This window comes from Candidatus Leptofilum sp. (assembly GCF_965223525.1).
In the GTDB taxonomy this organism is placed as follows: Bacteria; Chloroflexota; Anaerolineae; order Promineifilales; family Promineifilaceae; genus Leptofilum.
Genome location: NZ_CBDCWX010000005.1, coordinates 2,277,251 through 2,298,918 on the forward strand (window position 1 = coordinate 2,277,251; position 21,668 = coordinate 2,298,918).

The following is a 21,668-nucleotide window of genomic DNA, read 5'->3' on the forward strand; positions in this document are numbered from 1 at the left end:
GAGAATCTCCCTCTATTTTGAAGCCCGTCGCAGGCGCGGATTGGCAATTTCGTCAAAGCCAAGATTGATTAGCAACAGCCCGATGAACATGAGCGATAGCAATACCGTGGGCAAGCCCCACCACCACCACATATTGAGCGAGAGCGCGGTGCCGACGTAAGCGTCATAAATCGTGCCGCCCAGCGTGGAGACCCGAGTTGGGCCAAGCCCTAATGTTTCCAAGCCAACGGCCGTTAAAATAGCCCCCGTCGCTCCAGCAATAAAACTGGCAAAGATGTAAGGTATCAGATTGGGCAGCATCTCCTTAAACATCAGGTCAAAATTGGAGGCACCGGACAGCCGTGCCATCTGCACATAGCCACTCTCGCGCATACTTAGCACCTGCGAGCGAATCTGCCGAGTGGCACGCGGCCAGGCAAAGGCAGCAATGAGCAAGGCCATCGTCGTGATTTCAACCCGATCTAGCACCGATTGCAACACTATCAGCACCATCAACGCTGGTATCGTTAAAGTGACATCTGCTATCAGGCGCACGGCATCATCCACCCAACCCCCAAGGAAGCCAGCCGAAAATCCCAGCACAATGCCAATCAGGATGCCAATTGTGGCCGCCATCGCCCCAATGATAAACGTGGTTGGTGCGCCCAAAATGGCAACGGCCAGCAGATCGCGTCCCAGATTATCTGTTCCCAGAGGATGTTCTGGCACGCCAGCCTCGCCGCGCCAATTGACAAAGCCAACGGGGGGCAGGTTGCGCGGCGCGGCACGAGCAAAGCCAAGATCGGTATCGTAAAAGGCTGGCCCAATCACCCCCGCCAGAAAGAGGAGGAGGAGCAAGCTAACCCCAATAATCATCTTGGGGTTGAGCCAGGGCGTATCCCACTTGTTGAAACGACCCATCGTTTTTGGTTGTTCATTATCTGCACCGGTTGGGCTCTCAGGAGTTGTCATTTTAGCGTCTGTCATGATTCGCCTCCATGCCTAATCCGTGGATCAATGAGCGGATAGATCAAGTCAACAACCAGCACAGCCAGGGCCGTCATCAAAATAATGATAAATGAGCCACCTTGAATAACGGCAAAGTCGCGGGCTAAAATGGCTTCGTAAATCACCCGTCCCATGCCGCGATACTGGAATACATACTCCACCAATATCTGCCCACTCACCAAAGTGCCCAGGGTGATGGCAAAGGCGGTGACTTGGGGCAAAATGGCGTTGCGGATCATGTAGCGATAAAGTACATAGTAAGGATTCAGCCCCTTCGCTTTGGCCAGTTGCATATAATCTTCGCCCTCAACCGTGATCATCATGCCACGCATACCTAGCGTCCAGTAGCCAAAGCTCACCAGAATGATGGAAAGCGCGGGCAATGTGCCATGCTTAATAACGCTTAGAATAAAGTCCAGGTTGAAACCAGGCGTGACGTCAAAAGCATAGGAGCTGCCCGTAGGAAACAAGCTAGTAGTAAAGGCGAATATGTACAGTAGGAATAGCCCGGCGAGAATTGCCGGAATCGAGGTAAACACCATCCCCAGGGGGATGATTGCTTTAATCAGCCCAGGTGTCTTTGTCCAAACCATGATGGCACCCAGAATGTTGCCAATTAGGAAAGTCAGCGTCATTGCCAAAAGCAATAAGCCGATTGTCCAGGGAAGGGCTTCACCGATGATGCTACTCACAGGGGTGGGGAAATTGGACACAGATAAGCCAAAATCCAATGTGACCAGGTTCCCCATATATTTAAGGTATTGAACGCCTAGTGGATCATCCAGACCAAAGCGCTCGCGCCAGCCTTCAATAATGGCTTCGGAATCTTCAACAAAACCGCCAGCGCTGGACATGCCAGCCACCATGGCAGCAATGGGATCAGTTGGCGCTAAACGAGGAATGAGCCAGATGATGGTGGCTGCCACCCAAATGGTAAGCAAGAAAATGCCAAGGCGGCGTAAAAGGTAATTTCTTGGTATTCTGCCCATTCTATTTTCCTTGCGATAACTCGTAATCGGCAAAAGATGTAAGCTCAGTGAAGGGTTGTTTTGGCTGATTACTTAGGAGCGGGACGGGAACATTGTTCCCGTCCCGCTCCCCGTTCAGAATTTACTTGGATTTTACTGAGAGCGCGTCAAATTATGAATAATTAGACCGCCTTTGCCACCCCAGAATGCAGAAGGATTGATGTATGGATCATCTGACGTTGGCCAACCGCTCCAGTAGGTGGTGTTAAACGGGAGCAACTTGGTGGACTGAACCAATGGGGTAAAAGGTACCTCTTCAGCCAGATACCCATAAGCTTCAGCAACAAGCCCTGGTACAGAGGGATCACCCAGAGGCAATGGGGCAATCTGTTCAACGATAGCTGAGTAAGCGGCCGTACTTTCAGTGTCCCAACGACCCGTATTGTTGAAGCCAGGTGCCCGTTCGCCAACCGGCACAACATATTGAGCCGTATAGCGATCCATTGACGCCCACGGTTCGTTGATCGAGCCACAAGCTAACCAGCTATAGGCAATTTCGTACCCACCATTAGGTGCCACATCACCCCAGAAGGTTCCATTGTCAACTGGGCGAGGTGCAGCATCAATACCAGCATTTCGCAACTGCTCAACAACCACATCAACCGTACGCGTATACTCAGTACTGGCTGTGTTTACTGTAATATTGACAGCAAGGACTTCGCCGTCCTTTTCATAGAAACCATCAGCGTTCAGCGTATAACCTTCGGCCTCAATTAAGGCTTGTGCGGCTGCAACATCGGCCGTTGGCGATAGAGCAAGCCCAGCTTCCGTAATCGCATCATTAAACGGCTGCATAGCGCCGTAATTCAGGAACATCGTTGTCGCTGGGGTTGTCGTGCCGTCATAAGCAAACTCGGCAATTTCTTCGCGGTCAATGATGAGACTGACGGCTTTACGCAAGTTTGCATTGTCCCATGGTGCTACAGTCGTGTTGAAATCAAGCTGGCGAACGCAAACGTCAGTAAATGAGTACGGGAACCCATCAAACCAGGCAACGACATTGGGATTGCGAGCTTGAATCGCTTCGAAGGCAGCAGGGGACACATTTTGACCAGCGTCAACTTCATTGTTGGCTACCCGCTGTACCCGGACATCCTCTGTTGTGATTGAAAGGTAAATTACGCGTAGCGGTTCTGGCAAATCCTGGAATCCTGTCTCAGCACCCCACCAATCATCATTCCGATCCCAAACAATGCGGTCTACTTGCAGATCGGTCAATGTATAGGGGCCTGTACCTACAGGCCAGCCTTGCGCTGGATCAAAGTTCGTGAAAGTCAAAGGATCTTGACCCGCCCAGATGTGTTCTGGCATAACCAATAGGCTGTCGTTGATACGTATTGAGAAGTAGTCTAGTTGAAAACGGGGATTAGGTGAAGTTAGATTGAATTGAACAGTTAAATCATCAACCTTTTCTACACTATCTACCCAACGTTGCATATCTGATGCATAGAAAAGTGTCGCAGATTCGTCATTCTTCAACATTTCTACGGTAAAGACCACGTCATCTGCATTGAAAGCTTCGCCATCTGACCACATGATGCCGTCGCGGAGGGTAAGTGTCCAGACATCTGCTGCGTCATTTGACTCTAAACTTTCTCCCAGCCAGGGCTGAATATCACCTGAAACTGGATTCAGGATAAACAATGGTTCCCATAATACCTGGTGACCACCAGCTAGACGGAAGCCAGAAACGCCAGCCGGTGAATATGGGTTGGCATTTGAGTTGTCGGCCAAGAAGCGGTCGAGGTCAAAAATCACTGTATCTTCACGGCCGATTTCACCGTTATCCTCAACGGGAGCATCGGCCTCAACTTCCACGACGCGCGTCACTTCAACTTCTTGTACTTCAGTCACAACTTCACCATCAACAATACGCGTTACTTCGATTGTTTCTGTGACAACCTGGGTTTCTGTGACGACTTCTGGTTCACCCCCGCCGCAGGCGGCTAGAATGAAGAATGCAACCAATAATGAAAATATAAGCCAAAGTTTTTGTTTCATTCTTATCCTCCTTCTCAGGATTGTAATTTACTCAAGAAAAAGCGGGAGGGAAGGCTTTGCTTATTTCAAGTTGCTTTCCCGCTTCTACACGTACAACGATTTATGATATAAGTTGCTTGGCGCTAGCTATATTGTCTTGATTAGTTACTTAATGTGATCTGGTTCACCTCCTTTTAGCAATGAGGACATTCATGCGGATATGAATAGGCTTTAGAAGAAGTTTGCCAAATGGCAACTAAGGTGGTGGTGGATTGCGGCCGTATTGCGGAATGTAAACGGCCGTTGGCTGCGATGAAATAGGTTTGGGCAAGGATATGAATGCGGATTCATGAATCCGCATTCATACTCTAAACTAGGTTAGTCAATTTGTCAATATAGTTCGGAAAATTGACACACGCGTTGACCAAGGTTAGGAACTACTATATATTTGAATTCGCATTCACAATGCAGGAAACAGGAGAAATAATGTCTCAACGACAAGTCACATCTTATGATGTTGCCCGACATGCGGGCGTTTCTCAACCGACGGTTTCGCGTGCCTTTGATCCCAACGGAAATATTAACGCCAAAACACGGGCGCGAGTGCTGCAGGCTGCGGCCGAACTGGGGTATCAACCAAACGCCATTGCTCGTGGTCTAACAACCCAACGCACCGACATTGTGGGCATTATTATGGGCAATATTGCCCGGAGTTATTTTTATCCAAACGTCTTGGTTCAGTTCACCCGTCGCCTGCAGGCTATGGGTAAACAGGTACTCTTATTTAATACGCATGAAACGCGTCCAGTTGATGAAATTTTGCCTCGCTTTCTTAGCTACCATGTTGATGCCTTAATTGTGGCTTCCAATACGCCTGGCCGGGAGTTGATTGACAAGTGTACTAGCATGGGAACGCCAGTGGTTCTGCTTAATCGGACAGTGCCGGATACGACTGCCAATGCTGTCTGTAGCGACAACGAAATGGGTGGACGAATCGTAGCTGATTTACTACTTGATGCTGGTCACAAGCGCTTGGCTTTTGTGACTGGCGTTGAGGTAACCGCAACTAACGAACTGCGCCAGAAAGGTTTCACGGAGCGGCTTAAAGAACGTAGCTATGGTGATGTTTTGCTAGGACATGGGGAATATACTTATGACTCTGGTTTTGAGGCTGCCTTGCGCTTGCTGGACCAAGATAACCCGCCGGACGGGATTTTTTGCGCTGCAGATATTATGGCTTTGGGTGCAATGGATGCCGCTCGCTACCGTTTAGGCATCCAAGTACCTGATGAGTTATCAATTGTTGGGTACGATGATATTCCGATGGCTAGTTGGCCAGCATATGATTTGACGACGATTCGTCAGTCTGCTTCCAAAATGGTGGAAGCGGCCGTTTCCCTTCTTACCTCCCCAAAAGACCACATTACCACTGGACAGGTCATCTTGCTTCCTGGTGAACTAGTCCAACGTGGCTCTGCCAAATTAAGAAAGTCTCAACTATAAACTTACCTCGCTCACCTTGCCACCAAGCCAGTTTCGTTCGCTTGGCAATTATGGAATTGGTTTTGAGATTTTAAAGCCAATCTCGTATAATTTGGTATTCGTACCAGAATCCTGCGAGAATAGGCTTTTAAAATGCTAAAAGTGAGTTTGTTGGGAGCCGCCAACATATCACTTGATGGACAGGACATTCCATTAACTGGCCGTCCTTTAGCGTTACTTGCTTATCTGCTTCTTACCCATCAACCCCATAAACGTTTATTATTAGCAAGACTTTTTCACGAAGAGTCTGAAAACCCTCAAGCCCGGTTCCGGTGGACACTCAACAAGCTCAAACAAAATATAGGCGCGCGATATCTGATTTCAGATCGGCAAACAGTAAGTTTTAACTTTGAGTCTGACTTTAAATTTGATGTAAATCAATTGAATCAAGGAATGACAAATGTATACAGTGGGGAGCTTTTAGCCGGTTTGCATCTTAATCGAGCTCTGAATTTTATGAATTGGCTTCTTTTTCAACGGGAAGCCTGTCGGCGTCAGGCAGAATCTTTACTCGTCAACGAGCTAAATGCTTCATTTCAGGCCGAAGATTGGAATCAGGTTATAACAACCTCACACCGCTTACTTCAATTGGATAATCTACGAGAAGATTGGTTATTGCCATTATTGCGGGCGCACGAACACAATGGAAATATTGAACAAGCAATCCAGCTTTACGATTCCTACAGAACGACATTGCGTGACGAGCTAGATCTATCACCAGGTCCGGAGTTGCAGCAAATATCATTCCGTTTGCAGACAAAAATGCAAGCTAGCCACACGTTGAAAAAAGGATCGCTCAAATTACCTGAACCCTCATTTTTGCAAACCCTTTCTAATCAGAACGAAAACACCTTCATTGGACGAGAGAAACAGTTAGTGCAGCTACTTTCTCCACTTCAGCAGGTAATAGAAAAAAAAGAAGGTCAAGTTTGCTTTGTCAAAGGGAGCGCAGGCAGTGGTAAAAGTTCTTTAATTCGTGAAGTTGTACGACAAGCAACTGACCAATATGAAGATATTCTGGTTGCTTATGGGCGAGGCACCTCAATTGATGGCGGTGGAAGTTCTTATCAACCGTTTATTGATGTTCTTTTTGTATTAATATCGAATAACCTGGAAGCAGTCATTCGTGATAACTTTCTTCCACATAAACAGGTTCGCCGACTATGGCAAGCAGTCGCCAAAATTCGTGATATTGTCAATAGCAATGGACCCAATTTGGTGAAAAGTTGGCTACCAGACCAGGAAAATGCAGATGACTTTGTTTCAGACCACAATACTCAGCATTACCTTTTTCAACAGTTAACATCGGTACTCATCACAATTTCCAGAGAATATCCACTAGTAATATGTCTTGATAATCTACAATGGTCAGATAAGTCCTCAATAAGCTTATTGTTTCATTTAGGACAACGTCTAGCGGGTTATCGAATATTCATTATTTGCGCTTTTCGGGAAGAATCTGCCCATTTGCAGGTTAACAGCAGTTTGCCTCAAACCATTTATGAGATTCAGCGGCGTACCAGCAGCACTCCTATTAATTTGGATAATCTTGATGATGAGGAGAATAGAAACTTCACAAATTTGTTTCTAGATAAAGAACCGAACCAATACTCCAAACAATTTCGACAAGCTTTTTTTGAACAAACAAACGGGCATCCTTTATTTGTAATCGAGCTATTCAATGCTTTGAAGGCTGATGGGGCACTATTCCAAAGTAACGGCGGAGGGTGGCGCGATCAGAATGATATTAGTTGGGCAAGGTTACCCACCCGAGTTGAAGCGGTAATTGAAACGAGAGTCAATAAATTGTCTGAGGAGTTGCAACAGATATTGAGCGTTGCTGCTGTCGAAGGAGAGTATTTTACGATTCAACTAATCAGCCAAATTGCTGGCTATAGCAACCGTGGTTTGCTCAAGTTACTTACTCCGCTTTCAACTCAGCACCCCCCCTTTATTCAGCAAGGGAATGCTCATGCCGAGGGTGCTTTTATGCAAATGAGGTTTTCGCAGCAGCTTTTGCAACAATTTTTTTATCAGCGAATTAACCCATCTGAATTAATTTTGTTGCACAGTGAAATTGCGGAAACTTTAGAGATTCTATATTCAAAGTCCTCAAATAGCATTGCTGCGAAATTGGCCTATCATTTTGAGAAAGCAAACCTTTTTATGCCAGCTATAAATTATTACCAGATTGCAGCAGAAACGGCCGTTTCGCAATTTGCTAATGAAGATGCCATTACTTACTTCACAAAAGCATTGCACCTATTATCAGATAATGACCGAATGATGCAGGCTGATTTTCTTCTGGCAAGAGAACGACTTCATGACCTACTGGGTAACCGAAACGAACAGGCTCAAGATTTATACACACTACATACGATTGCAAATCAAATGCGAAAGCCACAATTAACAGCCATTTATCTTTTGCGGCAAGCTAAACTAGCCTTCAATCAGAGCAATTTTAATCAAGCTGCACATCTCTCTTTAGAAATAATAAAACACCAAAATGCACCATCGGAAGTATTGCTGTCAGCAAATCAACTTTTAGGTCAGATAAACTTGTATCAAGGTCATACAATTGAAGCAAAAAATTACCTTGATAAATCTATGAAGTTGGCTGAAGCAATCACATCAATAGGAACTGAAGCAACAATATTCCGCAGTTTCAGTCTTATATCTTCAATGCAGGGAGAACTTACCCTTGCTCGCTCTTACTTAGAGAAAGCACGGAGCATTGACCACCACACACAATCTTTGATAGGGGAAGCCAAAGTTCTGCAAAATATTTGCTCATTAGAACATCGAAAAGGAAATTATCAAATCGCACTACATCACGGCCAACAGGCTCTGAACACCTTTCAAAGGGCCGGTTTTCGTCAAGGTGAAGGGCAAATTTTACAGGAAATTGGCGATTTATATCGTTCTATTGGAGGACAGCGTCAGGCTATAATTTATCAGCAGCAGGCGAGGCAACATTTTCGTATTTTAGGCGACCCCACAGGTGAAGCCATTTCATTAGGCTATCTTGGGAAACTACTCTATCAAAAACAAAACTATAAAGACGCATTCTTTTTTGCGAATCAAGCAGCTGCTCAAATGGCGATGTTAAATCTTAATTGGCATCATTGTTGGGCATTGGTCTTGCTAGCAAAGATATTATTGCAACAAAATAATTTGCAAGAGGCTGCCAAAAAAATTGAAGAGGTTACTCTGGTTTGGACCTCCTTGAATATCCCATCAACCCACCTTGGGATTCAAGCTATAAAGGCAGATTTGGCATTATTAAATGGAGACACCGAATCAGCAGTTGCAAATGTTCAATCGTCACAGAAGCATTTAAATGCGCGTAACCTCGATTGGTCAGCCGATCCATTTTATATTTATGCTGTTTTTTATAAAGTTTTGAAAAAGGTTAACGTAAGTCAGGCTGAACAGCTTCTTGAAACCGCTTATCAAACATTGCAATCAACTGCCCAAAAAATTGAATTAACGGTGAATAAAAACGATTTTCTTGAAAAAAACCCAAGCCATAAAGAAATAGTTACCTATTATCATCAGAGCCAGGAGGAAAAGAATGAAAACAACAAATAGAAATTGGCCCATAATCCAATTAGCCATAATTTTTACCATTTTTCCCATCCTTGTTATCGCTTGTGAACAAGAACCAGAACCGATTCGAATTGGCGTTGTCAACTATTTGCCTGCCATGGACCAGGTTTTTGTGGGATTTAAACAAGGAATGCAAGATGATTTTGGATATGAAGAAGACGTAGATGTAATATACGTTTACGATGGACCAGCACCAACAACCGACGATTTATTGCCTGTTGCGGAGAACCTCGTTAATGAAGAAGTAGATTTGATCCTGGCGTTCAGCACCGTGGCCTCTATTGCAACAAAAGAGGCAATAGAAGGAACTGATATTCCTGTCATATTTGCCCCTGTGACAGATCCTGAAGGGAGCGGATTAGTTGGAGAAGGAATTAACATGACCGGGATCACCAATGGCGGTAGCGATCGTAAACGAATGGAATGGGTCGTTGACATCATTCCAGATGCCGAAGTGATCTTCGTCCCTTATAATCCAAACCCAAGTGCAGTTAGCGCACTAGCTGAAGTGAGGGAGGCGGCAGAGGAATTAGATCTGGTTCTCATCGAACGGCCGGTTGACGAGGACGAGGATATGTTGAAAGTCCTTGACGATATGCCTGAGGAAGCGGACGTGATCTTTATTTTGCCTGATATTATTACGCTTGCTGAAGTGCCAACGTTTTATCAAGCAACGATTAACGATAATATTCCCATCGTTTCCGTTGTAACTGCTTCTGTTGAGGAGGGTGCACTTTTCTCGTTTGGTATAGATTTTAATGCAGCAGGGCATCAGGCAGCCCGTATGGCAGACCAAATACTTAGAGGAAACAGCACCGTCAATGATCTCCCTGTAGAACCAACAGATTTCTTTCTAGACATTAATTTGGAAACGGCCGATCTCATTGGTTTAGAAATCCCTGATGAAATTTTGGAGCAAGCCCGACAGATTTATCGGGCTTCAGAATAGATAGTACTGTTTCATATGTTTAAGCTGAATCATATAAGTTCTCGTCTTCGTCTCACCTATATACTCTTAGCAATATTGCCCCTTTTAATTGCCGGTTCCATTCTCCTATGGGTCAATTTCAATGCGCTAAATGAACAGGCCCAACTTCTTCAAGAAGAATTAGCCCGAAGAGTAACCGTTGAAATTGAAGCTTATTTTTCAAACCTGGAAGAAACAATCAAGGTAACACTTGCCGCTACAGATTTGGAGCAACAATCTAATGAGGAGCAGGCAGAAATTTTAAATGAGTTACGGATACAGCAACCAGCTTTTCAAGATATTTATCTGGTTGGGAGAGACGGTGAGGAAATTATTCATTCCTCATTGCTTGCTATCAACACAGAGACAAATTTATCTAGTCGTGTGGGCAAACCAGAGTTTGAAATTCCTGTACAAGAGAGGATGACGTATTTTGGGCCAGTCATAAATCGATCTGAAATTAACCAAGTTCCACAAATGATAATGTCCACACCGTTGGAAGACCGGCGAACAGGTGAAATCGAGTATGTGTTGGTAGCAGATGTTTCATTTAAAGCAATTGGAGAGCTAATAGCAGATGTAGACTTTGGCGATGGCGAAGATGTTTACCTAATTGATAAGAACGGCGAAATTATTGCTCACCGCGACCAATCGGTTGTACTTAAAGGCAATACATTCTCTTTGCCTGCACAAAGTTGGGCCATGGGCCTGGCAGGGAATTCTGCCATTATTAAATCCCAAACTATACAGTTGGGAGAACAAACGCTTACAGTTGTAGCCGAAAAGGAATTATCTGAGGCTTTGAGATTAGCGTTTACAACTGTGTATATCATTCTTGGAATACTGTTGGCTTCATTAATTATATCAATTGTCCTTAGTCTGATCGCTACCAACAGGCTGGTAAAACCAATTCAGCAAATGGCGGGGGTTGCGCGGAGGGTTCAGGATGGGGATTTGACACCAAAGGCAAGGGAGAGCGGATTATCTGAGCTGGATGAATTGGCCGGGGCTTTTAATAGCATGACATCCCAGCTTAGGGAGATGCTAACTAACCTGGAAAACTTGGTGGCAGAGCGAACCCAAGCGTTACGCAGCAGTGCGGATATAAGCCGGTACCTTTCAACAATTTTGGAAGTAGATTTACTCTTATCTGAAGTAGTGCATCGTCTTCATCATGAAATGAACTATGGATTGGCAGAAATTTATCAAACTAAAGGCTCTCAATCCGATTTGATACTTGTGGCTTCAAGTGCTCAAAATGGGCCAATTGTCCCGGAAGAGGAACAGCCTCCTCAGGAAGTCATCTTTCGGGCGGCTGAAACAAATAGCCCTATTCACCTTCCGAATGTTTTAGAGTATGAGCGTGATATTCAGCCCATTGAGTTCCAATCACTACTAGCAATCCCGATTGCCAGGGCAACCCAAGTATTAGGGATTTTGGCTGTTTATAAAAGAAACCCAAATGAGTTAGACACGGGTGATTTAGATTTGGTACAGTCCGTTGCTAACCAGTTGGTGATTGCCTTGCAAAATGCACAATCATTTGAGCAGCTGCTTCAAGAAAAGGTTGAAGCAGCTCGCCAACGGGAAGTTGCACAAAGTCAATTATTGGCTTATCGAAATTCCCCGTTAGGTCGTGCTGATCTCCTGGCTCAAGAGTTGTTGGAGGAGCCAAAACAAACGGCCGTTTCCCTTTACAAGTTGTCACAAGAAGCTGAACGCGATCAAGAGCGTGCCGATCTGTTAGCAAATCTTCCCAGAGCAATGAGCAACCGAACTGCACGCAATAATTTTGAAGGATCGGAGTCGCCTCGCCTGTCAATCAATTCAGCCATCCAATTAGCAGAAGGATTTCATTTCTTACAGAGTAGCCAGGAGCGTCCAGAATTGCTGTCGGTTGGGCTTCGCCAAATTCTAGCTGCTTTAAAAACCCCAGAAGCTCAGGAATGGGAGGAAAGCGCGTCTGTTACGGCCGTTTTACAGCTTTGTCATCAATTAATATCTGCTAGCAACGTGGAACAACTCACGACAATTGATGGAACGACCTTGCCGGAGAAGTTTGCTGCATCCCCCGCCAAACTATTAATTTCGGAAATGAAAGAATTATCACCAGTCATGGCAAGTTTAAATGCTTATGAACGAGTGGATACTGTTGAGGATAAAATCTCATACTTGGTTGCCGCTGTACAGCAGTGGCAGCGAGTTGAACGACAAGCGAGGCAAAAGCTGCAGGGGATTGATCGGATATTGTTGGCACGTATAGGAGAAAAAGGCATCAACATTGTTAATGGAGCGTTGAGCGATCTGCAATTAAATGCCCAGATTGTGTGTGAACTGTTAACCCGCCACACTTGGCAAAATGAAATTGTTCCGCTTACCTTAATAATACGGAATCAAGGGCGGGGCGCAGCCTTTAATGTACGTATCTCATTGGTAGAATCCCCCAACTATACAATTGTTAGTGAAAATGCTGTATTAGATCGTATCGGGGCGGGGGAAGAGGTGCGGGTCACCCTCAATGTGCATCCGCGACTAGAACAAAACATCCGCGAATTTCGAGCCCGGTTCCTTGTGCTCTTTACAGACCCACGCGCTGGTGAACAGGTAGAAAATTATGCTGATCTTGTTCATTTGCTGGATCGATCCGAGCCGTTCCAGCATATTAAAAACCCCTACATTGTTGGCACGCCCCTTGAAGAGGGGTCCTCTTTGTTCTTTGGGCGAGAAGATTTAGTTGAGGCAATAAAAGAGAGCTTTTCTGGCGAGCATCACCACAATTTGGTACTGGTTGGCCAAAGAAGGATGGGAAAAACATCGTTATTAAAACAGCTTCCCTTTCACTTTTCTGATGATTATTTGATTGTCTACCTTGATGGTCAGGTTATGGGACTGGACCCAGGCAGTGGGGCATTTTTCCTGAATTTAGCTACGGAAATTACGTATGCAATGGAAGATAAGGGTCTAGAAGTGACTCAGCCCGATTTAGAGATGTTTAGTAACAACCCAGCCCGTGTGTTCGAGCATGAATTTTTGCCCAAAGTGATGACTATTTTGGGGGATGGCCATCTGCTAATTTTGTTTGATGAGTTTGAGGAGCTGGAAAATACGGTGAAGCGCGGCTATTTGGATGAGGCGATTTTTGGATACCTGCGACACCTTATGCAGCATGTTCCTCGATTAAGCTTCATCTTTTGCGGCACACACCGGCTAGAAGAACTGTCAGCTGATTATTGGAGTGTATTTTTTAACATCACTTTGAATCAGCAAGTTGGCAATCTATCTTATCAAGATACCATCCGTTTAATTCAGGAACCGGTTGCGCCATATGGCATGCGGTATGATGATTTGGTGCTGGATAAAATTTGGCGGTTGACTTCTGGCCATCCTTACTTTCTTCAGTTACTGTGCCATAGCCTCGTGAATCAGCATAATCGTACAGAGCGTAGTTATGCCACAATTTCTGATGTAAATAATGTTTTGGATGAAATTTTATCCTCAGGGGAGGCCCACTTCATTTACCTGTGGACAGAATCTGAGCCAAATGAACGCATGGTATTGTTTGCCCTAAGCCGCATTATGCCTCTAACAGGCACTGCTTCTGATATTGATCTAGCAGATTATTTGGCAGAGCGAGGGGTTACTTTGTCCCGAGCCCAAATTCGCACTGGGCTACACCAATTAGCTTTGCGGGATATATTGCAAACAACCAATTATGCTGGCTCAAAGGAAACAGTAATTTATCGTTGGCAACTTGGTTTAATTGGTTTATGGGTCGAAAAATACAAGTCGTTTAGCAGGGTCATGGACGAGGCTTTCGGATGAAAAATCCTTACATTTCACGAGGGCCAATACAAGATAAATCTCTTTTTTTTGGTCGTCACTATATTTTGCAAGAGATTGGCAATTTCTTGCAGGGGAATCAATCGGTTTCCGTTGTTGGGCCCCGGAAAATTGGCAAAACTTCTTTGTTTTTCCATCTTTTGCGCCCTGAAACTGTCGCGTCCCTGAATTTTGAGCATCAATACTTATTTGTCTATTTAGATTGTGAAGTGCTTGGAGACAGCAATCATCAAGAAATCTTTGGCATTTTTGCTTCAGAAATGGAGATTGCTTTAGAAGAGCAAGGATTTGAGGTGGAGCCCACGTTGGAACGGGCTATTGCACACCCAACCCGCATTTCCTTTGAAACGGCCGTACGTAAGCTAAACCGGCGCGGTATCCGCATTGTCATTATTTTGGATGAGTTTGAACGATTAAGCGCAAATCCTAAACTGAACGTCAATTTTTTCAACGCGCTCCGTTCTGCTGCTGGCCGTTTTCAGCTCATTTACCTCACAGCCTCTACCAAACCTTTGATTCAATTAACATACGTCCAAAACCAGCAAGAAATTCTCTCCAGTCCCTTCTTCAATATATTTGCTCAACTTCATTTAGGGTTATTTTCCCGAGAAGAGGCATTTCAGTTAATTAATACGCCAGCGCAAGAAGCAGGGAACCCCTTTACAGCAGAGATGGCTTCGAATATCTATCAATTGGCTGGAGGGCATCCATTTGTTTTGCAAATCGTTTCTTTTTTCGCCTTTTCGAACGATGATGAGCAGCTTGAAGAGAGAATATGGCAAGAGCTTCTTGCACATTACGAATATTATTGGCGCAATTTGAGCCTGCTGGAGCAGAGTACGCTCCTGCGACTTTCACAGCTAATTGCTTCTGAGGAACAAAACACAACCATTGCTTCGACATTGAGGGATTTAACAAAAAAATGTTTGATTGTTGAATTGGCAGGGCGGCATGAATATTTCTCAAAATCATGGCAACTATATGTTTCCAGACAGCAAATGCCAGATACCCCAAACAAAGCTAATGGTGCCTTCACAGGTACGCACATCGCACCCTACGAAATAGGTGATTTATTAGGTCGTGGGGGAATGTCAGAAGTTTACAAAGGCGTTCACGTCCGTCTAGGGAAACCTGTCGCTATTAAAGTTCTCCCCTCAACTTATGCCAGCAAGGATGATTTCCGTACTCGCTTTCAGCGTGAAGCGCAGGCTGTTGCCCGCCTGAATCACCCCAATATTGTGCAGGTTTTTGACTTCGGTGACTTCGAGGGTGCTTACTATATGGTCATGGATCTGATTGATGGCAAGGATTTGATGGCTTATTTAGCTGACAGGAAGCCCCTATCTATAGAGCAGACGTTGGTTTTGGGCAAGGATATTGCTACCGCTCTGGATTATGCACATAGTCAAGGCATTGTGCACCGTGATATCAAGCCATCCAATATTTTGCTACGGCAAACAGATGACAAAAATGAAAACTGGCCTTTCCAATGTTTGTTAACAGATTTTGGTGTAGCCAAAATTCGGCAAGAATCTACCAACTCTACTAAGACGGGGGGGATATTGGGGACGCTTAATTATATGGCACCGGAACAGATTCGTCAGACTAGCCAAGTGACCCATCTGGCCGATATTTATGCACTGGGTGTCGTGTTGTACCGGGCGCTTACTGGCCAGCTACCCTTTGGTGGCGAGAATTTTGGCTCTGTGATTGATGGCCATTTACACCAAGTGCCGCCAGACCCCCGCAAATTTAACTCTGAGATCAGCGACCTTGTAGCTAATGCACTGCTGAAATCCTTAGCCAAAGAGCCCAAAGATCGTTTTGAAACGGCCGCTTCATTTATAGCCAGCATATCTCAATGAAAATTATTTTGGACTAATGCAACTTGTTACCGACCATAGCGTATAGCTAGCGAGGTAAGCAACGCAGCTTACGAGAGTTTGATCTCACACACGGTAATCTGGAAGATGGTGTTTAGCCGAAGCTGAGAGATGATTAGAAACCATATTTTTGTGATTGATTAAGGAGTATAAAACGATGACCGAAAAAACAACCCCCAGCGTTGAAGAAATTAAAGAACGCTTGAAAGTAGAAGTTCCCGTTGAGGAAGAAGTTACCAAAGCTGAGGCACAAAGCCCGGACGTGGCCGAGGAGTTACGTGAGTTTGGCAAACAATTTGCCGACACCATTCGCACCGCCTGGAACAGTGCCGAGCGGCAGCGGCTGGAAACGGAATTGCGCGATGGGATGCGTTCCTTTGCCGACGAGGTAGACAAGGCAATTCAGGAAATCAAGAAAAGCCCGGCAGCCGACCGCGTAAAAACAGAAGCTGTGAACGTGCGTGACAAGGTTCAATCCAGCGATGTGGGGCACAAAACCCGCTCTGGTGTAGCCACTGGCTTGCAGCATCTCAGCGAGCAGCTAGCTAAGCTGGCTGAGCGATTTACACCCGTTGAGAAGCCCGTTCCTGACGTGGAAGAAGAAAGCGCCGAGTAATGTCGCGGGGCGACCGCTTCGTGTACGGCATTCAGTAATCCGTGAACGGTAATCAGCTTACCGATTACCGTTCACCGTTTACAGATTACTGAACTTACTGAACCTGCGGAAGAACGGCCGTTCCCAAAGCCTCCAACCCCGTCATATCATCCAAATCAATCCATTGCAGCATGATGCGCTGCACGCCTGCCTCTGCAAACGCCCTTAACTGATCCACCAACTCATTGCCTGTTCCCACAACTAAGCCACGTTCCCGCAGCTCTGCTGCAGAGAGAGTACGTGGGGCCATTTTGGCGTCAAAATCGGCCTGATCTTTGCCAAACACCAGCCCTGTCATGAGCGAGCGGCGCACGTCTGTGGGTTTACGGCCGTTTGCTACCAACAACTCATCTAGCAACGCACATCGCTCGGCAAAGGTTTGGGGCGGAATGTAAACACCGTTCCACTCTGTAGCATATTTTGCCGTGAGGGGCAGCGTGCGTCTGGGACCATTGCCGCCGATGAGGATAGGTGGGCCGCCGGCTCGCTGTGGGCGCGGTAGCAAAACAGCTTCGTGCAGTTGGTAATATTCCCCGTCAAAATCGAGCGGTTCTTCGTTTTGCAGCAAGTGGCTGATGATTTGTAACCCTTCCTCAAACCTGGCGAAACGGCCGTTCATATCCAGCAAGTCCCAACTGTAATTATGATGTTCCCGCTCTTGCCACCCTGCACCGAGACCGAGATGGAGACGGCCGTTCGACAAATCATCCACTGCGCTCGCCATCCGCGCTGTCATCGTAGGCTGGCGGAATGAGACGGGTGAGACCATCGGCCCGAACTCAATGCGGCTGGTGTGGCTGGCCAGCCAGGTGAGCGACACCCACAGTTCCAATGATTCCTTATCTGGCGGATTGGCATTGGTATAATGATCCGAACGATACAGACCCGCAAATCCCAAATCCTCCACAGCGCGGGCAATCCGCTGCCACCGCTCCCACGTCAGTCCATTTTGCCCTTCCAACATAATTGCAACTTCAATCATTTTTCACTCCTGGGTTCATAGTTGTTAGTGGCTGATTGCTAGCGCATTTTACCAAACACTAGCAACTAACCACCAATCACTAAAACAAAAAACGCCCACGCTGGCAACCAGCATGGGCGTTAAAAATTCACATTCCTGTACTTAGTTCATGTGCGGCAAAATCTGGGCTACAATGCGATCTTTGGGCAAAGCGCCAGTGATGCGCTCTACAACCTCGCCACCTTTGAAAACCATCAAGGTGGGGATGCCCACGATGCCGTAGCGGCCGGGCACCATTGGATTGTCATCTACATCCATCTTGCCAACTTTAATTTTGTCGCCATACTCCTCAGCAATTGCCTTAACGGAGGGGGCGATCATGCGGCAGGGGCCACACCAATCTGCCCAAAAGTCCACCAAAACGGGCATTTCGGACTCTAAAACGTCGCTTTGAAAGCTGCTATCAGTAATTTCTAATGGGGTTGCCATCTTTTTTGCTCCTTGCATTTGGTATCTTACACACAATTTGCGTGTCTGTTTCTTTAGATTACGCTTTTTAGATAAGGTTACATGAAAAATTCTTACTAACGAGTTTAGCCAAACCGTTTGGGCTGTCAAGCAAAAAAGCCTACAATTAGGATTCCTGCACCTCTTTTTCTTAGGGACGCTGATTTTGCGACTGTGCCCACCAAAAAAGGAGACGCCAATGGCCGCGATAGCCTCAGTGATGATTTTGCTGATCCTTTCACTGATATTCTTAGCAATTTTTTGCCGCCCCCGTTGGGGAGTTTTTCGTACGAGGATGAAACAACGACTCATGATCCTCGTTGGATTATACCTTCTCCTAGTGCTCCTTTTGGCATATGCAGCTTGGCCGCTTTTGCCTTCTGGCCAAGCTCAGAGAGAAGTCGCTATTGATTCTTTTTTGAGTGCGCTCAGCGAGGGGGAGACGCAAACCGCAATGAGTATGATTGTGCCTGCGCCAGATGAAGAACTAAGCGTTATCCGAGCGGCTCTTTCGACCCCCGAAAACCGTCCCGTTAGTTGGGAGGTTACAGAACCAAACCGCAGGGATTATGCCTTTGGTACAGTGACATTTGCCGATGGCCAGACGCTTGATTTATTTATTGGCTTGGAGTGGGAATGGGAAAAGGCGCGTTGGGGCGTTATCCTGCTCGAATTTGGCCGAGAACAATCTACCAGCAAGGCGCGATTTTATTTGTACAGCACGTTTTTGCCTTACAGTTGGTTTCGTGGTGGCGCAATTTATTTAAGCCTTTTTTGTATTTTGTTTACGGTTTGGCAGGTTCGGCGACTTAGACAAGAATGGGCAAATATGGAAGCTCAAACAACTTCTTTGCCCAATCAAGTCCACAATTTCTGATTGGTTTCCCGCTTATTTTCACAAACCCATGTTAGGAGGGTTGTATGTTACAAGACCGCACATTTCTAATCACAAACGGCCGTATCGTCACCTGGGCCGACCCGAATGAGATTATTGAAAACGGAGGAATATTGGTGGAAAACGGCCGTATCGCCAAAATTGGTGATTCTGCTGAACTAATCGCCGCCGCCCATCCAGACCTGGAACAGCTAGACGCAGGCAACCAGCTTGTCATGCCCGGTAACATCTGCGCCCACACCCACTTTTACGGCGCGTTTGCCCGCGGCATGGGCATTCCTGGCCCGCCGCCAAAAGATTTCCCAGACATTTTGGAACGGCTTTGGTGGCGGCTGGATCGCGCCCTGCTCGATTTGGACACCGAATACAGCGCACTGGTTTGCCTGGTGGATGCGATCAAGCACGGCACCACCACCTTAGTAGACCACCATGCCAGCCCCAGTGCCCTCAACAACTCGCTGGATATGATTGCCGATGCGGTGGAAAAAGCTGGCGTTCGCGCCGCCCTTTGCTACGAAGTGACTGACCGCAACGGGCCAGAAGAAGCCGAAGCCGGGATTGGCGAAAATGTGCGCTTTTTGCATTCGCTCAAAGAGCGAGATAGCGAGCTGCTGGCAGGCAGCTTTGGCCTGCACGCTTCCCTTTCGCTGAGTGATGAGACGCTGGCCAATTGCGTCGCTGCCGCCGCCGATCTGGATACTGGCTTCCACATCCACGTTGCTGAACATGAGGTGGATGAGTACGATTCGCTGCACAAATATGGCCAGCGCGTGGTGCCACGTCTGGCAGAAGCGGGCATTTTGGGGCCAAAAAGCATTGTGGCCCATGCCGTGCACGTAGACGCTGTGGAAAAAAACATCCTGCGCGAGACGGGCACCTGGGTGACGCACCAGCCGCGCAGCAATATGAACAATGCCGTGGGTGCGGCCGACATCGAAGGGATGCTGCGGCTGGGAATTCCGGTTTGCCTGGGCAATGACGGCTTTAGCAATAACATGTGGGCCGAATGGAAGATGGCTTACCTGATGCACAAGCAGGTTCACCGCGACCCGCGCCGGGCCAACGGCATGGACATCGTGCAAATGGCGATTCACAATAATGCAGCTCTGGCGGATATGTTCTGGCCTGGAAAGCAAATCGGCCGTTTGGTGGCAGGCGCAGCGGCAGACATCATTTTTGTCGATTACCATGCCACCACGCCGTTGAGCGTGGGCAATCTGCCCTGGCACATTATCTTTGGCTTTGAGAGCAGCTTGGTAACCAGCACGATGGCGGCAGGCAAGCTGCTGATGCACAATCGTGAACTGTTGACGCTCAACGAAGCAGAAATCACCCAGCGCAGCCGCCAACTGGCCGCCGAGGTGTGGCAGCGGTATGAGAAGCTGAATTAGAGAATTAGCCACGGATTGCGCGGATTTTTGAGGATTTTTTGTTTTCCTCTGTGTCACTCTGCGCTTCTCTGTGAAGCTACTTCGGCTGCGTTCAGCACGGGTCTGTGTCCCGCTTTTTTATTGGAGTGATTTGATGGTTGCTTGTAGGCGTTGGTTGGGTGGAGAGATTTTGGTGCCAAAAGAGAAGTTGTTTCATCGGCCAGGGGCTTATGGCATTGTGCGGCGTGAGGATGCAGTTTTATTAATGACAACGGTGGGGCTGAACGGCCGTTACTGTCTCCCCGGCGGTGGCATTGAACCATATGAAACCAACGCAGAGGCTTTGCAGCGTGAACTCATGGAAGAGACAGGCATTCAAGTTGAGGTAGGCTCACTGCTTCATTTTCAGGAAGATTTTTTCTATTATGATCCCAAAGACGAAGCTATGCATGGTCTACTGTTTTATTACAATTGCCGGCCGCTTACCTTTGATCTGCTTGCTTCTGATGAAGTAGACGACGAATCTGTAACCAATCCGCAGTGGGTTAAAATCGACACGCTGCACGAAGACAATTTGCAGCCGCAAGAGCAATAGCTGCTAAAATATTTGAAGAAATAATATCGGCTCTTTAAGAGCCAAGTAACTGTTGTAGGGGCGCATCCCCGTGTGCGCCCGAAGTGGGTAGACACGGAGGTCTGCCCCTACTTGAGGAGATTGAACATTGAAGATTGCAATTTTAGGTGGAACGGGCGATGAAGGTTTTGGTCTAGGTTATCGTTGGGCGGCGGCTGGACACGAAATAGTTATTGGGTCGCGTAAACAAGAGAAGGGTGCGAAAGCGGCCGTTGATATGAAGGAGCGATTGCCAGAAGGCAACATAAGCGGCACAGATAATTTGAGTGCCGCGCAGCAAGCTGAACTGGTGGTGCTTTCTGTGCCGTACTGGGCGCAGGAAGGCACGCTGGACAGTGTGAAATCTGCTCTGGAAGGCAAGATTTTGCTGACGGTGGTGGCTCCATCTGGCGAGAAAAAATCGCGGGTGCATCATCTAGAAAGCGGTCTCTCGGCTGCAGAAGAGGCGCAAAATCAGCTAGGCGAAGCAACGCGGGTTGTGGCGGCGTTCCAAAATATCGGGGCGCACCATTTGCTGGATTTGGACCACGAGATGGATTGTGACGTGCTGGTTTGCGGCACAAAGAAAGCGGACAAGCAAGTTGCCATTCAGCTGTGTGAGGATGCTGGTCTGCGCGGGGTGAATGCAGGGGCGTTGCAAAATGCGCGGGCGGTGGAGGAGTTAACGGCCGTTCTCATCGCCATCAATATAATCCACAAAGTTAAAAGTGCGGGTATCCGCATCACTGGACTTTCTTAATCCATATATTTTTATCAACAGATTACGCAGATTAGAAAGATTTTATCTGTTAAATCTGCGTAATCTTTGAT

Annotated in this window: 15 protein-coding genes; 10 read left to right on the top strand and 5 right to left on the bottom strand. The window is 46.7% G+C overall.

The genetic code is table 11. The features are described 5' to 3' along the window. Positions 1 to 12: 12 nt before the first annotated feature. The 3 genes from ACOQPM_RS15445 to ACOQPM_RS15455 all read right to left on the bottom strand — a co-directional run bounded on the left by ACOQPM_RS15445 (position 13) and on the right by ACOQPM_RS15455 (position 4,016). A complete protein-coding gene (locus tag ACOQPM_RS15445) occupies positions 13 to 966 on the bottom strand; it encodes an ABC transporter permease (protein WP_420630163.1) in 954 nt (317 codons plus the stop codon). Next, entirely contained in the window at positions 963 to 1,976 is a 1,014-nt protein-coding gene (locus ACOQPM_RS15450; RefSeq protein ID WP_420630164.1) for an ABC transporter permease, read from the bottom strand. The genes ACOQPM_RS15445 and ACOQPM_RS15450 overlap by 4 nt, the downstream gene beginning before the upstream one ends. Positions 1,977 to 2,108: 132 nt before the next feature. After that, a complete protein-coding gene (locus ACOQPM_RS15455; RefSeq protein WP_420630165.1) occupies positions 2,109 to 4,016 on the bottom strand; it encodes an ABC transporter substrate-binding protein in 1,908 nt (635 codons plus the stop codon). A gap of 465 nt (positions 4,017 to 4,481) precedes the next feature. Between ACOQPM_RS15455 and ACOQPM_RS15460 the strand changes: the two genes are divergently transcribed. From ACOQPM_RS15460 to ACOQPM_RS15485, 6 genes are all read left to right on the top strand, one after another. Continuing rightward, the gene (locus tag ACOQPM_RS15460) at positions 4,482 to 5,498 is read left to right on the top strand and encodes a LacI family DNA-binding transcriptional regulator (RefSeq protein WP_420630166.1); all 1,017 of its coding nucleotides are present in this window, start codon (positions 4,482 to 4,484) and stop codon (positions 5,496 to 5,498) included. A 132-nt stretch (positions 5,499 to 5,630) separates the two neighbouring features. Further along, positions 5,631 to 9,128 carry an AAA family ATPase gene (locus ACOQPM_RS15465; protein ID WP_420630167.1) on the top strand — a complete coding sequence of 1,166 codons (3,498 nt, stop codon included), beginning with the start codon at positions 5,631 to 5,633 and terminating at the stop codon, positions 9,126 to 9,128. Next, positions 9,112 to 10,095 (top strand): ABC transporter substrate-binding protein, encoded by a 984-nt coding sequence (locus tag ACOQPM_RS15470; RefSeq protein ID WP_420630168.1) that lies wholly within the window; start codon positions 9,112 to 9,114, stop codon positions 10,093 to 10,095. The genes ACOQPM_RS15465 and ACOQPM_RS15470 overlap by 17 nt, the downstream gene beginning before the upstream one ends. Positions 10,096 to 10,110: 15 nt before the next feature. Beyond that, a complete protein-coding gene (locus ACOQPM_RS15475; RefSeq protein ID WP_420630169.1) occupies positions 10,111 to 13,935 on the top strand; it encodes a cache domain-containing protein in 3,825 nt (1,274 codons plus the stop codon). Next, entirely contained in the window at positions 13,932 to 15,818 is a 1,887-nt protein-coding gene (locus ACOQPM_RS15480) for a protein kinase domain-containing protein (protein WP_420630170.1), read from the top strand. Before ACOQPM_RS15475 ends, ACOQPM_RS15480 begins: the two co-directional genes overlap by 4 nt. 175 nt (positions 15,819 to 15,993) lie before the next feature. Then, on the top strand, positions 15,994 to 16,452 hold the full coding sequence (locus ACOQPM_RS15485; RefSeq protein ID WP_420630171.1) for a hypothetical protein: 459 nt from the start codon (positions 15,994 to 15,996) through the stop codon (positions 16,450 to 16,452). A 94-nt stretch (positions 16,453 to 16,546) separates the two neighbouring features. On the opposite strand, the gene ACOQPM_RS15490 is transcribed toward ACOQPM_RS15485, so the two are convergent. Beyond that, complete coding sequence (locus ACOQPM_RS15490) at positions 16,547 to 17,473, bottom strand: LLM class F420-dependent oxidoreductase (protein WP_420630172.1); 927 nt, start codon at positions 17,471 to 17,473, stop codon at positions 16,547 to 16,549. A 141-nt stretch (positions 17,474 to 17,614) separates the two neighbouring features. Continuing rightward, positions 17,615 to 17,941 carry a thioredoxin gene (gene trxA, locus ACOQPM_RS15495; RefSeq protein WP_420630173.1) on the bottom strand — a complete coding sequence of 109 codons (327 nt, stop codon included), beginning with the start codon at positions 17,939 to 17,941 and terminating at the stop codon, positions 17,615 to 17,617. A gap of 217 nt (positions 17,942 to 18,158) precedes the next feature. On the opposite strand from trxA, the gene ACOQPM_RS15500 reads away from it, so the two are divergent. The 4 genes from ACOQPM_RS15500 (at position 18,159) to npdG (ending at position 21,597) form a co-directional block, all read left to right on the top strand. Next, positions 18,159 to 18,836, top strand: coding sequence for a hypothetical protein (locus ACOQPM_RS15500; RefSeq protein ID WP_420630174.1), 678 nt, complete (start codon positions 18,159 to 18,161; stop codon positions 18,834 to 18,836). A gap of 44 nt (positions 18,837 to 18,880) precedes the next feature. Next, positions 18,881 to 20,245: a putative aminohydrolase SsnA gene (gene ssnA, locus ACOQPM_RS15505; protein WP_420630175.1), complete on the top strand. Its 1,365-nt coding sequence runs from the start codon at positions 18,881 to 18,883 to the stop codon at positions 20,243 to 20,245. A 172-nt stretch (positions 20,246 to 20,417) separates the two neighbouring features. After that, positions 20,418 to 20,819 carry an NUDIX domain-containing protein gene (locus tag ACOQPM_RS15510; RefSeq protein ID WP_420630176.1) on the top strand — a complete coding sequence of 134 codons (402 nt, stop codon included), beginning with the start codon at positions 20,418 to 20,420 and terminating at the stop codon, positions 20,817 to 20,819. Between the two features lie 127 nt (positions 20,820 to 20,946). Further along, positions 20,947 to 21,597 carry an NADPH-dependent F420 reductase gene (gene npdG / locus ACOQPM_RS15515; RefSeq protein WP_420630177.1) on the top strand — a complete coding sequence of 217 codons (651 nt, stop codon included), beginning with the start codon at positions 20,947 to 20,949 and terminating at the stop codon, positions 21,595 to 21,597. The last annotated feature ends 71 nt before the right edge of the window (positions 21,598 to 21,668 follow it).

What these genes read in the sequence shown, in the direction of transcription:
- ACOQPM_RS15445 (WP_420630163.1), bottom strand. Translation starts at nt 966, where the DNA reads ATGACAGACGCTAAAATGACAACTCCTGAGAGCCCAACCGGTGCAGAT.
- ACOQPM_RS15450 (WP_420630164.1), bottom strand. Translation starts at nt 1,976, where the DNA reads ATGGGCAGAATACCAAGAAATTACCTTTTACGCCGCCTTGGCATTTTC.
- ACOQPM_RS15455 (WP_420630165.1), bottom strand. Translation starts at nt 4,016, where the DNA reads ATGAAACAAAAACTTTGGCTTATATTTTCATTATTGGTTGCATTCTTC.
- ACOQPM_RS15460 (WP_420630166.1), top strand. Translation starts at nt 4,482, where the DNA reads ATGTCTCAACGACAAGTCACATCTTATGATGTTGCCCGACATGCGGGC.
- ACOQPM_RS15465 (WP_420630167.1), top strand. Translation starts at nt 5,631, where the DNA reads ATGCTAAAAGTGAGTTTGTTGGGAGCCGCCAACATATCACTTGATGGA.
- ACOQPM_RS15470 (WP_420630168.1), top strand. Translation starts at nt 9,112, where the DNA reads ATGAAAACAACAAATAGAAATTGGCCCATAATCCAATTAGCCATAATT.
- ACOQPM_RS15475 (WP_420630169.1), top strand. Translation starts at nt 10,111, where the DNA reads ATGTTTAAGCTGAATCATATAAGTTCTCGTCTTCGTCTCACCTATATA.
- ACOQPM_RS15480 (WP_420630170.1), top strand. Translation starts at nt 13,932, where the DNA reads ATGAAAAATCCTTACATTTCACGAGGGCCAATACAAGATAAATCTCTT.
- ACOQPM_RS15485 (WP_420630171.1), top strand. Translation starts at nt 15,994, where the DNA reads ATGACCGAAAAAACAACCCCCAGCGTTGAAGAAATTAAAGAACGCTTG.
- ACOQPM_RS15490 (WP_420630172.1), bottom strand. Translation starts at nt 17,473, where the DNA reads ATGATTGAAGTTGCAATTATGTTGGAAGGGCAAAATGGACTGACGTGG.
- trxA (WP_420630173.1), bottom strand. Translation starts at nt 17,941, where the DNA reads ATGGCAACCCCATTAGAAATTACTGATAGCAGCTTTCAAAGCGACGTT.
- ACOQPM_RS15500 (WP_420630174.1), top strand. Translation starts at nt 18,159, where the DNA reads ATGGCCGCGATAGCCTCAGTGATGATTTTGCTGATCCTTTCACTGATA.
- ssnA (WP_420630175.1), top strand. Translation starts at nt 18,881, where the DNA reads ATGTTACAAGACCGCACATTTCTAATCACAAACGGCCGTATCGTCACC.